Origin of the sequence: Falsiroseomonas algicola, from assembly GCF_011040385.1 — a bacterium.
GTDB classification, from domain to species: domain Bacteria; phylum Pseudomonadota; class Alphaproteobacteria; order Acetobacterales; family Acetobacteraceae; genus Falsiroseomonas; species Falsiroseomonas algicola.
In genome coordinates this window covers 481,813-496,355 of sequence record NZ_JAAIKB010000001.1, presented here as the reverse complement: position 1 = coordinate 496,355, position 14,543 = coordinate 481,813, and the positions used below count along the sequence as shown (strand labels likewise).

General features: G+C 70.9%; 11 protein-coding genes. 6 read left to right on the top strand and 5 right to left on the bottom strand.

All coding sequences use genetic code 11. From position 1 onward, the window contains the following. Positions 1 to 43: 43 nt before the first annotated feature. Complete coding sequence (locus G3576_RS02370; protein ID WP_207622610.1) at positions 44 to 973, top strand: NAD(P)-dependent oxidoreductase; 930 nt, start codon at positions 44 to 46, stop codon at positions 971 to 973. Here the strand turns inward: G3576_RS02370 and G3576_RS02365 are convergent. Continuing rightward, entirely contained in the window at positions 967 to 2,700 is a 1,734-nt protein-coding gene (locus G3576_RS02365; protein WP_164692709.1) for a ShlB/FhaC/HecB family hemolysin secretion/activation protein, read from the bottom strand. The genes G3576_RS02370 and G3576_RS02365 overlap by 7 nt on opposite strands. Positions 2,701 to 2,855: 155 nt before the next feature. Here G3576_RS02365 and G3576_RS02360 point away from each other — a divergent pair, with 155 nt between their 5' ends. Genes G3576_RS02360 through G3576_RS32485 form a run of 5 tightly spaced genes read left to right on the top strand, consistent with a single transcriptional unit; the run spans position 2,856 to position 8,375 of the window. Further along, on the top strand, positions 2,856 to 4,421 hold the full coding sequence (locus G3576_RS02360; protein WP_164692708.1) for an ABC transporter substrate-binding protein: 1,566 nt from the start codon (positions 2,856 to 2,858) through the stop codon (positions 4,419 to 4,421). A 12-nt stretch (positions 4,422 to 4,433) separates the two neighbouring features. Next, entirely contained in the window at positions 4,434 to 5,447 is a 1,014-nt protein-coding gene (locus G3576_RS02355) for an ABC transporter permease (RefSeq protein WP_164692707.1), read from the top strand. Then, positions 5,444 to 6,265, top strand: coding sequence for an ABC transporter permease (locus tag G3576_RS02350; RefSeq protein ID WP_164692706.1), 822 nt, complete (start codon positions 5,444 to 5,446; stop codon positions 6,263 to 6,265). The genes G3576_RS02355 and G3576_RS02350 overlap by 4 nt, the downstream gene beginning before the upstream one ends. 14 nt (positions 6,266 to 6,279) lie before the next feature. Further along, a complete protein-coding gene (locus G3576_RS02345; protein WP_164692705.1) occupies positions 6,280 to 6,666 on the top strand; it encodes a VOC family protein in 387 nt (128 codons plus the stop codon). Continuing rightward, positions 6,663 to 8,375 carry a formylglycine-generating enzyme family protein gene (locus G3576_RS32485; protein WP_164692704.1) on the top strand — a complete coding sequence of 571 codons (1,713 nt, stop codon included), beginning with the start codon at positions 6,663 to 6,665 and terminating at the stop codon, positions 8,373 to 8,375. The genes G3576_RS02345 and G3576_RS32485 overlap by 4 nt, the downstream gene beginning before the upstream one ends. Before the next feature lie 52 nt (positions 8,376 to 8,427). Here G3576_RS32485 and G3576_RS02335 read toward each other — a convergent pair whose 3' ends face one another. The 4 genes from G3576_RS02335 to G3576_RS02320 are packed head-to-tail and all read right to left on the bottom strand — an operon-like array spanning position 8,428 to position 14,489. Next, a complete protein-coding gene (locus G3576_RS02335) occupies positions 8,428 to 9,411 on the bottom strand; it encodes an ABC transporter ATP-binding protein (protein WP_235951355.1) in 984 nt (327 codons plus the stop codon). After that, positions 9,390 to 10,355, bottom strand: a complete 966-nt coding sequence (locus G3576_RS02330) for an ABC transporter ATP-binding protein (protein ID WP_164692703.1) — start codon at positions 10,353 to 10,355, stop codon at positions 9,390 to 9,392. The genes G3576_RS02335 and G3576_RS02330 overlap by 22 nt, the downstream gene beginning before the upstream one ends. Positions 10,356 to 10,368: 13 nt before the next feature. Then, entirely contained in the window at positions 10,369 to 10,722 is a 354-nt protein-coding gene (locus G3576_RS02325) for a hypothetical protein (RefSeq protein ID WP_164692702.1), read from the bottom strand. Positions 10,723 to 10,769: 47 nt separating this feature from the next. After that, a complete protein-coding gene (locus G3576_RS02320) occupies positions 10,770 to 14,489 on the bottom strand; it encodes a Calx-beta domain-containing protein (protein ID WP_164692701.1) in 3,720 nt (1,239 codons plus the stop codon). Positions 14,490 to 14,543: the final 54 nt, after the last annotated feature.

Below are 14,543 nucleotides of genomic sequence, written 5' to 3'. Positions count from 1 at the left end.
ACGCCTGCGGCATGGCTTCCGCACACAGCAGAAAGCCCCGCCCATGCCGCAGCCTGGAACCGTGATCTTCTACGATGTCCTGCCCGGCGCGCGCATGCCGAAGCTGGTGGAGGCCGGCCGGCTTCGCCCCGTCGCCGGTCCCGCCGCCGTCGCCGACCTCGGCGAGGCGGAGCGCGCGGAGGTCGCGGTGCTCATCACCATGGCGAATACCGGCTGCGACGCGGCAATGCTGGCGCGGCTGCCCAACCTGCGGCAGGTCATCTCGCTCGGTGCCGGCACGGACAAGCTGGATTTTGCGGGGATGGCGGCGCGCGGCATCGCGGTGCGGCCGGTGGGGGAGGCGCTGACGGATGACGTGGCGGACCTCGCCATGGGGCTCGCCATCATGGCGGGGCGTGACCTGGTGCAGGCCGATGGCTTCGCGCGTGGCGGCGCCTGGGCGGCCAAGGGCCGCTTCAGGCCGGGCAAGACGCTGTCGGGTTCCACCATGGGGATCGCGGGGCTGGGGCGCATCGGCCAGGCCATCGCGGCGCGGGCGCAGGCGGCGCGGATGACTGTGGTGGGGCTGGACCGGCCCTCGGCCCGCGACCTCGGCTTTCAGCTGTTGCCGACGATGCGCGACCTGGCGGCGGCGTCCGACTTCCTGGTCATCGTGCTGCCGGGCGGGGCGGAAACGCGGGGCGTGGTCGGGAAGCCCGAGCTGGAGGCGCTGGGCAGCGAGGGCATCCTGGTGAATGTCGGGCGCGGCCCGCAGGTGGACACCCAGGCGCTGATCGAGGCGCTGGAGAGCGGCACCATCGCCGCCGCGGCACTCGACGTGCTGGAGGGGGAGCCCGCGGTGCCGGCGCGGCTCGCGGCGCTGCCGAACGTGATCCTGACGCCGCATATCGGCGGCGCCACCTGGGGCGCCCGCGCGCGTGCGGCGGCGATCGCGGAGGCGGAAGCATTGCAGACCCTCGGCCTGGATCAGTAGCGCAGCAGCAGCCGGACATAGACGCCGTCCGCTTCCAGCACGCGCACGCCGGCGCCCTCCGGCGCACGGGTCAGGCGGCGGACGGCCTCCACATCGATCTGCGCGCGATCATCGAATTGCAGCCGCACGCCGCCGCCCCAGGAGGCCAGGTGGCGCGTCGCGATATCGCTGCCATTGTCGGCGGCGCGGCCCTCATCCCGGAACAGGTAGAACTGCGTGCCGAGCCTGGTGCCGCCATTCGGCCAGCGCAGGTCGAATTCGGTGGCCAGCTGCAGCTCCGCCGTGCCGGCCACCGCGCGGTCGCCCGACAGCTGCCCGGCATGGAAGCCGCGGCCCAGGCGGTTGCCGCCGAGATAGAACTTCTCCGCCGGCGGCAGCCAATCGTCGGTCCATTGCGCGGCGGCGATGCCATAGGCGGAGAGCAGCCAGCCCTCCGCGGGCACCAGCAGCGGCTGCAGGCGCGATGCTTCCAACACGATGCGCGTGAAGCCGAAATCGCTGCCCGCCCGCGCCGTGCCGCCGCCGCTGCCATCGCTGGCGCCGAACGCCTCCAGCCCGCGATGCAGGCGGAGCGTCGCGGTGCTGGTCGCGGCGGCGGGGGTGAAGGGAAGCCACGCATCCTGCGCCTGCGCCTCCGCCCCTATGCGCAGCGCGCGGACGGAATCGCGGCTGGCGGTCTGGCGCGCGGTGCCGGGGAAGGGGCGGGTCTGCACCTCGCTGTCGAAGGCATCGACCTGCGCCGTCAGCAGCAGGTTGCGCGGCCTCGACCGGATCAGCGGATGGCTGAGCCCGATGCCCGCCACCCGCGTCTCGCCGAGATAGCCGAGCGCCGCCAGTGCCGATCCCGGCGCCGCGCGGCCGGCGCCGGCGAAGGCGCGGAGCTTGAGGCCCGAGCCGCCGATGAACCATTCCTGCGAGAGCTGCGCGAAGCCCTGGCCATTCGCATCCGTCCGCAGCAGCGCGAGTTCCGTGCGTTCGCCGAACCGCGTCAGGCTGTTTGCCTGGCCGACCAGCAGCGCCTGCCAGGCGCCGGTCAGGCTGTAGCCGCGATTGTCCAGGCTGGCGAAGCCCGTCAGCGGCCGGCGCGTGAGGCGGACGAGGAGTTGCAGCGCGCCGGGATCGCCCTCGATCGGGCGGAGCAACCCGCGCGCCTCCATGCCCGGGATGTCGCCGGCCAGCAGCAGGGCGCGCTCCAGCGCCGCATGGGGCAGGGGGCGCTGGCCGATCAGCGGCGCCAGGAAGCGTCGCACCTGCTGCTCCGCCGGGCCGATGTCCGCACCCTCCAGCGCGATATCGGCGATGAAGCCCTCCGTCACCGCGAAGCGGAGGTCGATGCGCCCGGCCTCCCCCCGGCTCGCCATGGCGGCGACGGCGACATAGGCAAAGCCCGCGGCGCGATAGGTGCCGAGGATGGCAAGCCGTGCCTCCTCCACCTCCGCCAGCGTCGCGTCCTGGCCCTCCAGCAGCGAGGGGCGCAGCAGCGCGGCCGGCAGGGCAGTGTTGCCGGTGATGGTGATGCGGCCAACCACCAGGCGGCGCGCGGCGCCGGGGCCGGTGGTGGCCTGCGGTTCCGGCGGCAGCAGGGCGGGGCCGAGGGCAGGGGCCTCGGCCGGGGCGACGCGTTCGATGATCCCGGGCAGGGGCGGTGGCACCTGCGCAAGCGCCTCGCCGCCGGGCATCATCGTGCCGAGCGCGATCGGGAGCAAAGCGAGGCGCGGGCGTCTCACGCCGGGCGACATCCTTGTCTGCGGTGCGGGGAGCGCAACCGTGGCGCGATCACCATTCCCGTCTCTCTATCGCAACGTCAACGCTGCGTTGCACCAATTGCTTGACCGGACAAATGCCTGGGCTAGCGTTCGAATGGCTGCAAGGATTCCCCGCCATGATGTTCGGCAAGCGTCAACTCGCCTCCCTGATCGGGCTGGCTGCCTTGCCACGGGGCGCGGCCGCGCAGTCGGCGGCGGCGCGCAACCGCATCCTCGTGGTCGGCGTGAACGCCGATCCGGCGGGGCTGGAGCCCGGCGCGAACCGCGCGGAGCCGATCGGCAGCGAGGTCATCCTGAACGTCTTCGACACGCTGGTGGCCTGGACGCCGCCCGCCTTCGCGCAGCTGGAAGGGCGGCTGGCGCGGTCCTGGACGGTGTCGGGCGACGGGAAGGTGTTCACCTTCGCGCTGCGCCCTGGCGTGAAGTTCCATGACGATACGGCCTGCGACGCGGCGGCGGTGAAGTTCAGCCTGGAACGCACGCGGGACACCAATCCCTATATGCGCGCGACCTTCGGCCTGATCGATGCCATCGAGGTGACGGGCCCGCTCGAGGTCCGCATCACGCTGAAGGAGCCGATGCCGGTCTTCCTGTCGCTGCTGGCGCAGCCGCAAGCGGCGATCGTCAGCCCGGCGGGCGTGGCGCGCCATGGCGCGGCGTTCAACGTGAATCCGGTCGGCACGGGACCCTTCAGGTTCCGAAGCTACCGCCCGGACACGGACGTCGTGCTCGACGCCAATCCGGACTACTTCCGCGGCGCGCCGCGGCTCCAGCGGATCATCTACCGCATCATCCCCGATGCCTCGACGCGCAGGCTGGAGCTGGAGAATGGCGGGCTCGACCTGGTGCAGCAGAACGCACAACTGGCTGCGCTGCCGACGCAGGATGTGCGGGCGCTGCGCGGCCGCGCCGGGATCGAGGTGATCGAGGTGCCGAGCCAGATCATCCGGCAACTGGAGTTCAACAATTCCGGCCTGCAGGGGCCGCTGCGGGATGTGCGGGTGCGGCGCGCGATCACCCACGCCATTGATTATGACGGGCTGTTGGATGGCGTGCTGGGGGGCACAGCGGACCGGGTGTACGGGCCTCTGCCGACGAATTCCTGGGCTTTCGATCCCGCTATCCGGGAGATGGCGCCGAAATACGACGTGGCGCAGGCGCGGGCGCTTTTGGCGGAGGCGGGCGTGCAGCCGGGGCAGCTGAAGCTCACGCTCTATAGCTTCCAGGGCAGCCTGTGGGGCGCCGTCGCCACCTTCATCCAGGCGAACCTGGCGGCGGTGGGGATCGAGGCGACGGTGGCGCAGACGGAATTCCCGGCGCTGCGGGCCCTGCATGTCGCGGGGCGGTTCGAGGTGGCGCTGGACGGAAGGCAGCCCTGGTACAACGACCCCGACGCGCACATCACCATCGGCTACCTCTCCGGCCTGGCCGACAGCGCCATGACCTTCCGCATGCCTGCCGATGCGGCGCTGGATGCGCTGATCCTGCGCGCGCAGACCACGGTGGATTTCGAGGCGCGGAAGCAGCTGTATTTCCAGGTGCAGCGGCAGATCATGGACCGCGTGCCGGCGGCCTGGCTGTTCAGCAACAAGCTGATCGTCTTCAAGCGCGCCAATGTGAAAGGCCTGGTGGTGAACAGCGCGCCGCCGCTGAACGAGTATCACGGCGTCTTCAAGGAGTAGGACCCCCGCATCATGGGCGGTTACGCGCTGCGGCGCCTGGCGGCGCTGCTTCCGGTGCTGTTCCTGGTGCTGGTCATCATCTTCCACCTGACGCGCTTCATCCCGGGCGACCCGGCTGTGACGCTGCTCGGCCCCGGCGCTACGGATGTGCAGATCGCGGCGCTGCGGGCGCAACTGCGGCTGGATGAGCCGATGGGGATGCAGTTTCTCTCGTATCTCGGCGGGCTGTTGCGGGGGGATCTGGGCGTTTCACTGAAGACGGGCGCGCCGGTGGCGCGGGAGATCCTGCTGCGGCTGCCCGCCACGATCGAATTGTCGGTGCTGGCACTGCTGGTCGCGATCGTCGTCGGGCTTCCGCTTGGCGTCGTCTCCGCCATCCGGGCCAATACCGCCTTCGACCATGCGGTGCGGCTGGTGTCGCTGCTCGGCGTCTCCATGCCGGCCTTCCTGCTGGCGCTAGTGCTGCAATTGGTGTTCGGGATCGCGCTGGGGTGGTTGCCGATCTCGGGGCGCACTAGCCCCTTCTTCCTGGATGATCCCGTCACCGGCTTCGCGGTGATCGACGGGCTGATCAATGGGGATGCGGAGGCCGCCTGGGATGCCTTCCTGCACCTGCTGCTGCCGACGACGGTGCTGGCGGCCTTCCTGGCGGCGACGCTCGGCCGCTTCGTGCGCAACACGATGCTGGAGACGATGGGGGAGGACTATATCCGCACCGCCCGCGCCAAGGGGCTGCCGGAACGTGCGGTGTTCTTCGTCCATGCGCTGCGCAATTCGCTGCTGCCGGCGGTGACGGTGGTGGGGCTGAAATTCGCGGAGATGCTGGGCGGCGCGATCCTGACGGAGACGGTATTCGCCTGGCCGGGCATCGGCCGCTTCATGTTCGATGCCATCCGCAACCGGGACTATCCGGTGATCCAGGGTGCCACGCTGGTCTTCGCGCTGATGTTCATGCTGGTGTCGCTGGCGGTGGACCTCATCCAGGCGCTGCTTGATCCGCGCATCCGCAAGCGCATGGCGTCATGAGCGGCTTCTGGGCGCGCAACCGCCTGGCGCTGATGGGGGCGGGGCTGCTGGGCGCGATCCTGCTGGCGGTGCTGGCGGGGCCGTTCTTCACGACCTCGCCGATCGCGATCGACATCGCCAACAAGCTGGCGCCGCCTTCCGCCGCGCATTGGCTGGGGACGGATTTCTTCGGGCGCGACGTGCTGGCTCGGGTGCTGCATGGCGGGCGGGCGACGCTGGCGATTGGCATCGGGGTGGTGGCGCTGGCCTTCGTGCTGGGCGTTGCCTTCGGTACCGTCGCGGGCTTCGCGGGCGGCGCGACCGACATGGTGATGATGCGGCTGGTGGACGCCATGCTCGCCTTTCCGGGGCTCGTGCTGGCCATCGCGCTGGCCGCCGCCTTCGGGCCGAGCCTGGAGAATGCGATGCTGGCGGTCGCCATCACCCTGGCGCCGCAATTCGCCCGCGTGGCGCGCAGCCAGGCGCTGGCCATCTCGGTGAAGCCCTACATGGAAGCGGCGATGGCGATCGGCGTCGGCACGCCGCGGCTGCTGCTGCGCTATGTCCTGCGCAACGGCATCGGGCCGCTGCTGGTGCAGGCGTCGCTGGCACTGGGCGGCGCCATCCTGCAAACGGCGAGCCTCGGCTTTCTTGGATTGGGGGCGCAGCCGCCGGCGGCGGAATGGGGCGCCGATGTCGCGGGCAACCTGGCCTATCTGCGCGACGCGCCCTGGGTTGCGCTGGCGCCCGGGATCGCGATCCTGCTCGTCGTGCTGTCCTTCAACCTGATCGGCGACGCGCTGGCCGATTGGTTCAATCCCCGCCGCAGAGCGGCGTAACTGGAGCCTGCCCCATGTCCAAGCCCGACTACGCCATCACCTTCTTCTATTACGAGGACATGATGTCGGTCGTGCCCTTCTATGAGGAGGTGCTGGGCTTCGAGCTGGTGCTGGACCAGGGCATGGCGCGCATCTACCGCATCGCGCCCGGCAGCTATTTCGGCATCGTCGATGGGGTGAAGGGCCATCTGAAGCACCAGCCGACCAGCGCCGTGCTGCTGACCATCGTGGCGGAGGACGTGCCCGGCTGGCATGCGCGGATGGAGAAGGCTGGCGTCGCCAAGCTCACCGGCCTGCTGCGCGGCACCTATTGCGAGCATTTCTTCTTCGAGGACCCCGCCGGCTACGCCATCGAGGTGCAGCGCTTCCACAACCCGGAGGTCGCGAAGCTCTTCGCGTGATCCCCCTCCTCACCGACTGGACGGAGGAGGACCGCGCGGCCAAGGGCCTGCGCCGCGGCCCCGCCGCGCTGACGGAGCCGGTGCACCGCACGGCGCTGGAACTGGCGGCGGAAGCACCGCTGCTGCTGCTGCTGGCGCCGCCGGGCGCCGGCCGCACGACGATGCTGCGCCATGTCGCGCGCGTTGCTGCAGGCGCGGCACCGGACCCGACGCCGGTGGTGCGGAACGAGGCGGGTGTGGCCAAGCCCGAGGCCTGGGACGCGCCCACCGTCACGCCAGTGTTCTGGACGCCGGGCCTGGCGTTGGACTCGCTGCCGGATCGCGCGCTGCTGCTGGTGGATGATGCGGAAGATGCGGCGCTGCCGGATGCCATCGCCGCGCGGCCCGGCCTGCGCGGGCTGCTGGTGGCGGATCCCGAGGTCGCGGGCGGCTGGGTGCTGCCGCAGGGGTTCCGGCGGCATCGCCTGCTGCCGCTGCTGGCGGCGCAGCGGGCGCATCTGCCGGAGGCGCTGCGCGGCCCGCTCTTCGCGCTGCCCGGTTATCTTGCCATCGCGCAGCGCCTCGGCGTCACGGCGACCAGCGCGCCGGTGCTGCGGGACACGCTGCTTGTGCGCGCGACGCCCGCGGAGGCCGATCTCCTCGATGCCGGCTTCATGCGCCCGCTGCTGGAAGCGCGGATGCTGGAGAATGCCAGCCCCGCCATGCTCGCGCTGCGCTTCCTGGAGGAAGGGCCGCGCCTGGCGGCCACGCTGCGCCACGTGGTCGCCGCCGATCCCTCCATCGCCGCGCCGCTGGCCGCGGCCCTGGTGCGGACGGGTGATGCCGGTGCGCTGCTGGCCGCCGAGATCGAGCCGGGCATTGTGCCGGGCCTGGTCGAGGCGTTGCGCGCGATCGTGGAAGGCGGGCAGCTCGGCGTGCCGCAGCGCGCGCAAGCCGGGCGGGAGTTGGCGCGGCGGGGCGACCCGCGCGACCTGGCCGAGTTGGTCGATGTGCCGGGCGGGGAGGTCGTGATGGGATCGGCGCTGACCGCGCCCTCGCGGCCGGTCCATCGCGTCGCGGTCGGCGCCTTCCGCATCGGGCGCTATCCCGTGGTGAACGCGCTCTACGCCCGTTTCGTGGCGGCGACGGGTCGGGCCTGGGTCTCGCCGGCACGCGACGACCCCTCGCTCGCCAATGCACCGGCGACCGACCTGACCTGGCGCGATGCCGTCGCCTGCTGCGAATGGCTGACGGAGACCTGGCGGGCGGAGGGCCGCATCGGCGCGAGCGATGTCGTCCGCCTGCCGAGCGAGCCCGAATGGGAGTGGTCCGCGCGCGGCACGCAGCCCGAGAGCGACGCGCCCGTGCATCCCTGGGCCGCGCCCTGGGATGGGGATCGCTGCAACGGCGACAGCGCGGGGCTCAACGCGCCATGCGCGGTCGGGATGTTCCCGCGCGGGCGGTCGCCCTGGGGCGTGGACGACATGGCCGGCCAGGTCTGGGAATGGTGCCACACGCTCTGGGGGCCGGAGATGGCGCTGCCCTCCTTCGCCTATCCATGGGCCGCGGGTGATGGGCGGGAGGCCGCGGAGGGGTCGCGGGATTGGCGCCGCGTGCTGCGCGGCGGCTGCTTCTCATCCCCGGCGGAGAAGGCGAACGCGCATTACCGGGGCAGCCTGGAGCCGGATGGGTTCTGGCGTGGGAACGGGTTCAGGGTGGTGGTGGGGTAGCTGCTGAAGGGCCGCGAAGCCAAGCCCGCGGAGCGGGCGCCGGCGTCTGAGGTCAATAAAGATGACAGGCGGCGACATGCCCGGGCGCGATCTCCTTCGCGACCGGCGCCTGCTGCGCACAGATCGCCATCCGCGCGGGGCAGCGCGGGTGGAAGGCGCAGCCGGGGGGCGGCGCGACGGGGCTCGGGATCTCGCCGGGGGGCACGGCGGCGGCGCGGTGGTCGGGGACCCTGGCGCGCGGCACGGCGGCGATCAGCATCTTCGTGTAGGGATGCGCGGGCCGGCGCCAGATTTCCGCGCGCGGCGCCTGTTCCACGATCCGGCCGAGATACATCACGGCGACCCGGTCGCTCATGTGCTTCACCACGGCGAGGTCATGCGCGATGAAGAGGTAGCTGAGGCCGTGCTGGTCCTTCAGCGTCCGCATCAGGTTCAGGATCTGCGCCTGGACGGAGACATCGAGTGCCGAGACCGGCTCATCCGCCACCAGCAGCCTGGCCTCCACCGCCAGGGCGCGCGCGATGCCGATGCGCTGGCGCTGGCCGCCGCTGAACTCATGCGGCCAGCGTGCGGCATGGCTGGGGTCCAGCCCCACCTGCGCCAGCAGCGCGGCCACCCGCTCCGCCCGTTCCCGCGCCGTTGCGGGCGTGCGGTGGACGATCATCGGTTCCTCGATCAGGTCGCGGACGCGGTAGCTGGGGTTGAGCGATCCGGCGGGGTCCTGGAAGACCATCTGCATCTCCCGCCGCAGCGGGCGGAAGTCGCGCGCGGGCAGCTCGAGGATGCTGCGGCCGCGGTACTCGACGCGCCCCGCGGTGGCCGCGATCAGGCGCAGCACCAGCCGCGCGGTGGTGGATTTCCCGCTGCCGCTTTCGCCGACCAGGCCGAAGGTCTCGCCCTCCGCGATCTCGAAGGACACGTCTTCCACCGCGCGCAGCACCGGGCGAGGCGACAGGAGCCGGGGGCGGGCGAGGCGGTAGTGCTTGGTCAGGCCCTCGGCCTTGAGCAGCGCCGTCATGCCAGCGGGTGCCAGCATCGCGCGGCGCGGCCTGGGGCGTGATCGACCAGCGGTGGCGCCTCCGCCCGGCAGCGGTCGCTGCTGCGGGGGCAGCGGGCGGCGAAGGCGCAGCCCGACGGCAGCGCGGCGAGGTCCGGCACCTGGCCGGGGATGGCGTGCAGCACCGCCTCCTCGTCATCGAGGTCCGGCATCGAATCGAGCAGGCCGCGCGTGTAGGGATGCAGCGGCGCCGCGAACAGGGCGCTCACCGGCGCCGTCTCCACGATGCGGCCGGCATACATCACCGCGACGCGGTCCGCATTCTCCGCCACCACGCCGAGGTCGTGGGTGATCAGCAGCACGGCGGTGCCGCGGCGACGGCGGAGATCGTCGATCAGCGCCAGGATCTGCTTCTGGATGGTGACGTCGAGCGCCGTCGTCGGTTCGTCGGCGATGAGCAGCGCGGGGTCGCAGGCGATGGCCATGGCGATCATCACGCGCTGGCACATGCCGCCCGACAGCTCATGCGGATAGGCGTCGTAGCGCCGCGCGGGGTCGGAGAGCCCGACCTCCCCGAACAGTTCGATGGCGCGGGCCTTCGCGGCGCGGCGATCGGCGCGGCCATGGGCGACCAGCGCCTCCGCCACCTGGCGGCCGACGCTCAGCACGGGGTTGAGGGACGCCATGGGTTCCTGGAACACCATGGCGAGGGCGTCGCCGCGCAGGCTGCGGAGCGAGGCCGGGTCCATCGCGCGGAGGTCGCGCCCCTGGAAGCGGACCTCGCCCTCGACGCGGGCCGAGGGCGGCAGCAGGCCCATCAGCGCGAGGGAGGTGACGGATTTCCCGCTGCCGGATTCGCCGAGCAGGGCCAGGACCTCCCCGGCCGCGATGTCGAAGTCGACGCCGTCGACGGCGCGGAGAAGGCCGCGCCGCGTCGGGAACACCGCGCGCAAGCCGCGCACGGCCAGCAGCGGCGCCGTCATCGCCGGTGGCGTTTCAGCCGCCGCGAGGGCTGCGCGGCCGGCCGCGGCGGATCACCTGCGCGCCACGCCCGCCACGGCTTTCAGCCGCCAGCGCCAGGGTGGCGGAGGCATCGGCAGCCTCGGCTTCCTGCAGCGTCTCGGCCGGCGGGGCCGGGGGCTCGCCGCTCTCGCTCGGGCCGAGGAGCGGGGCGAGGGTGCCATAGGTCTCGTAGAAGCCGCTCTGCGCCCGGCGGGCGAGATGCGGCACGCCATCGATGCGGAAGACGCGCCGCTGCATGGTGAGACGGGCCACCTGGTCTTCGGTGGCGGCGATGAAGGTGCAGCCGGCGGCGCGGGCCGCCCTGACCTGGTCCGGGGAGAGATCCATGGGCAAGGTCTAGCGCAACGGCGCCGGCTTGTCTGCGGCTTCGCTGCTCACAAGACCCAGTCGGCGGCGAGGCGTGCCACGGCGAGGTCGTCGTTCTGGATCAGCCCGGTGGCGGAGCTGCCGCTGATGGTCAGGCCATTGGTCGGGGCGGAGAGCCGGACGATGAACCCCTCGGCCGCCTCCTGCGTGGTGTCGCCGAGCACATCGAGGGTGATCACCTTCCGGGCTTCGCCCGCGCCGAAGGTGACGGTGCCGGAAGGCAGGACGCCGCCCGCGAAATCCGCTGCGGTGGCGCGGTTGGGATTGAGCGACCCCGTGGCCCAGGACACCGACTGCTCCGCATCCAGGACGCCGGTGCGGGTCAGGGCGAAGGTGAAGGGCGTGGTGCCCGCATTGCCTTCCGCCTTGCTGGCGGAGAGCGCGGTGATGCCGACGCTGGCGTCGTCGTTGCGAATGGTGGCGCCCGCCCAGTAGGGGGCGAGGGTGACGCCAGGGCTCGCCGAGAGCAGCCTGACCGCGAAGGTCTCGTCCTTCTCCACCGCGGTGTCGCTGGCGATGTTGATGGTGATGGTCTTCGTTTCCTCACCGGCCTCGAAGCGCAGCGCGCCGCGCGGGATGGCGCCGCCCTCGAAATCCGCGGCGGAGACGCGGTTGGGACCCCAGTTCACGACCGACCAGTTCACGATCTGCGCCGCGTCGAGGTAGCCGCTGCGGGTGACGGTGAAGGTGTGGGGAGTGCTGCCTTCGGCCGCGTCGGCCGACGTGGCGGCGATGGACATCACCGTTTCGTCGGCGATGATCAGGCCATAGGCGTCGTAGTTGCCAATCCGCAGCCCATTGGTGGGATTGGAGAGATCGATGAAGAAGAACTCATCGCGCTCCCGGCTGGCATCGCCGTTGACGTTCACCGTGATGATCTTGCGCACCTCTCCGGGCGCGAAGTCCACGACGCCGGAGGGGAGGACACCGCCCACGAAATCGGCGGCATTGGCCCGGTCGGCTCCGCGGCCCGGCGCGACGGACCAGGCGACGGACTGCGCCACATCGGTGACGCCGGCGCGTTCGACCGTGAACAGGAATGGCCGGGTGCTGCCGGTGTGCCCCTCGGTCTTCACCGCATTGTAGGCACTGACGGTGACCTCGGTGTCATCAGCCAGGATGATGCCCCTGGCCGAGGCGTTGCCGAAGGCCACGTCCGGGCTTGCGGAGGTGAGGTTCACGACGAAGCGTTCGGATGCCTCCGGCGTCAAGTCGCCATACACGTTGACCGTCAGGGTCGCCGTGGTTTCCCCGGGCGCGAAGACGACCTGGCCGGAGGGGAGGCGCCAGTCTCCGAAATCGTCGGCGTCCACCGTCCGTCCGGTCGTGGTGCCGACGCTCCAGTCCACCACGCTGGACCCGGTCGTTCCTCCGGTGCGGGTCAGCGTGAAGGTGAACGGCGTGACACCCGAATCACCTTCCGCCTGCTGCACGGTCGCGGACTGGATCGAGACGAGGACGTCATCCTCCTCGATGACACGAATGATCCGGTCCGCGCCGGCGCCAGGGCGCTGTGCCGTGAATTCAACGGCAAAGGCGGCGGAGGAAACGCCGGGACGATCGTCGGAGGCGATCGACAGCGCGATCGCGGCGGTCTGCATGCCCGGCGCGAAGGTGACCTGGCCGGATGGCAGGACGCCGCCAGCGAAGTGGCTGCCGGTCGCCAACGCACCCGTGTAGCCGGGGATGGCGGTCGTCACCCGCCAGGTGAAGGTCTCGGCCGCGCTGTAGTCGCCCTGCCGCCAGATCGGGACGTTCAGCGTGGTAGGCAGGCCATCGCCCTCGCGATGGGGGGCGGCGCTGATGGCGTTGTCGGAGAGCCAAGTCTCGTCTGTCCAGATCGCTGCGCCCAGGAGATCGCCATAGGGCTCGATACTCATGCCGAGGGAGGGGTTCGTGAGCCGGATGCTGAACCACTCGCCAGGTTCCGGCGTGGCGTCCGGCTGCACGGCGATGGTCACCGTCGCCTGGCGCTGCCCCTCACCGAAGGTGACGACGCCGCCAGGCCAGGCGCCGCCCACGAAGTCGCTGGCATCCGCACTCGCGGATGAACTGGTATCCGCATAGGCCTCCGCCTGCCAGGTCAGCGTAGCCGCGGGCAGGACGTCGCCGGACCGCTCCAGGACGAAGGTGATGGGTGTGCCGCTGTCCTCGGTGGTCGAGCGGCTGCCCGGAAGGACGCGGACGACGCTGTCGTCGTCCAAAATCGAGACGGAGGCCTGGGTGTTGCGGAACTCCGTGCCGGCGCTCGGGGAGGAGATGGTGACCGTGAGTGTCTCGGCCCCTTCGGCGATGGAATCGCCACGGAGCCTGAGTGTCACGGTCTTGCTTGCTTCGCCGGCCGCGAAGGACAGGCGGCCCGAGGGTATCACCCCATCGGCGAAGTCGGCGGCGCTGAGGCCGCTTGCCGCCCAGTCGATCGTCTGCGCGGTCACAGGATTGGTGCGCGTGACCTCGAAGCTGACCGTCCCGCCCTCGCCGCTGCCCTCGACGACGGTGGCCGCCAGGGCAGCGATGGAAACCAGGGGGCGATCATCATCGAGGATCTGGACGATGATGCTCGTCGCGTCGCTGGTCGTGAGGGCGTCGGAGCGCGATTCCAGCCTGATCCTGAAGCGCTCATCCGATTCCGGCGTGGCATCGCCGGCGAAGGTGATGGTGACCGTCTTCGCGGTTTCGCCGGGGGCAAAGGTGACGACGCCAGAAGGCAGCACGCTGGGCGAGAAATCGCGGGCGTTGACGGGTCGCGCGACGTCGGTCGTCTCCACGACCCAGCGAACGCTATGGTAGGCTTCCTGAGGCGCGTTGGCCCTGATGGTGAAGGTGAAGCTGCCGCCGGTCCCGGTACCCTCGGTCGCCGTCAAGCTCGCGGCTTCCAGCCAGAGACGCGAATCGTCATCCTCGATGGTCGCCTCGATTCGGCCCGTGCCGATCCGCAGGCCGGTGCTGGGCGCGAAGAGGCGTATGCCGAAGGTCTCGTCGTATTCGCCGATCGTGTCGCCGGCGATGTCGATCGTGATCTGCGCGGTCGCCTGGCCGGCACCGAAGGTGATGGTGCCGCCGGGCGCCAGGCCTCCCGCGAAGTCGGCATCATCGGCCGCATGGTCGCCACGCCCATCCACGAACCAGCCGACGCTTTGCGTCTTCGACAGGTCGCCGGTGCGGGTGACGGTGGCGGTGTAGCGCGTGGATCCAGCATCGCCCTCCGTCACGATGCGCACAGGGGCGGAGAGCGAGGCGATCGCGGAGTAGGGCGCCCGGTCATTGGCAAAGTTGCCACCCGTGTCTTCCCAGCCCTCGATCGAGAAGCCGCTGGCGAAGGGCCGCGTGCTGTAGCCGATGCCGAGATAGTAGGTGCCGGTCCGGTCAGGCTCGAAGTAGAGAAGGCTATCGGACCAGGGGGTGTCGCTGCCCGGCGAGATGTCGTCTCCATCGACCGACTGCAGCCGGTAGCCTTGGCTGTCATAGATCGAGAGGGTGGGCGTGCCCGGGGCGTTCTGGGCGATGCGACCCCAGAAATGGTAGAGGTTCCCCTCCGTCAAGGTCACCGTGACGAAGGCCAATCGCGAGACGTCCACCGGCTGGCCGCCCACGAAGCCGGCGTTGTCGGCAACGTCCAGGAATATCTCGGGCAGGAAAGACAGTTGCCCTTCGGGACGGCGCCAGGCGTTCGTGCCGGTCAACTGGGCCGCATCAATGTCCGTCCAGGTCGGGTCCCGGTCACTCACGCAAAGACGCTCCGGCAAATGGAATGTTGCCAAAGCGTTATCCCAATCCAGACG

What these genes read in the sequence shown, in the direction of transcription:
- G3576_RS02370 (WP_207622610.1), top strand. Translation starts at nt 44, where the DNA reads ATGCCGCAGCCTGGAACCGTGATCTTCTACGATGTCCTGCCCGGCGCG.
- G3576_RS02360 (WP_164692708.1), top strand. Translation starts at nt 2,856, where the DNA reads ATGATGTTCGGCAAGCGTCAACTCGCCTCCCTGATCGGGCTGGCTGCC.
- G3576_RS02355 (WP_164692707.1), top strand. Translation starts at nt 4,434, where the DNA reads ATGGGCGGTTACGCGCTGCGGCGCCTGGCGGCGCTGCTTCCGGTGCTG.
- G3576_RS02345 (WP_164692705.1), top strand. Translation starts at nt 6,280, where the DNA reads ATGTCCAAGCCCGACTACGCCATCACCTTCTTCTATTACGAGGACATG.
- G3576_RS02335 (WP_235951355.1), bottom strand. Translation starts at nt 9,411, where the DNA reads ATGCTGGCACCCGCTGGCATGACGGCGCTGCTCAAGGCCGAGGGCCTG.
- G3576_RS02325 (WP_164692702.1), bottom strand. Translation starts at nt 10,722, where the DNA reads ATGGATCTCTCCCCGGACCAGGTCAGGGCGGCCCGCGCCGCCGGCTGC.
- G3576_RS02350 (WP_164692706.1), top strand. Translation starts at nt 5,444, where the DNA reads ATGAGCGGCTTCTGGGCGCGCAACCGCCTGGCGCTGATGGGGGCGGGG.
- G3576_RS02330 (WP_164692703.1), bottom strand. Translation starts at nt 10,355, where the DNA reads ATGACGGCGCCGCTGCTGGCCGTGCGCGGCTTGCGCGCGGTGTTCCCG.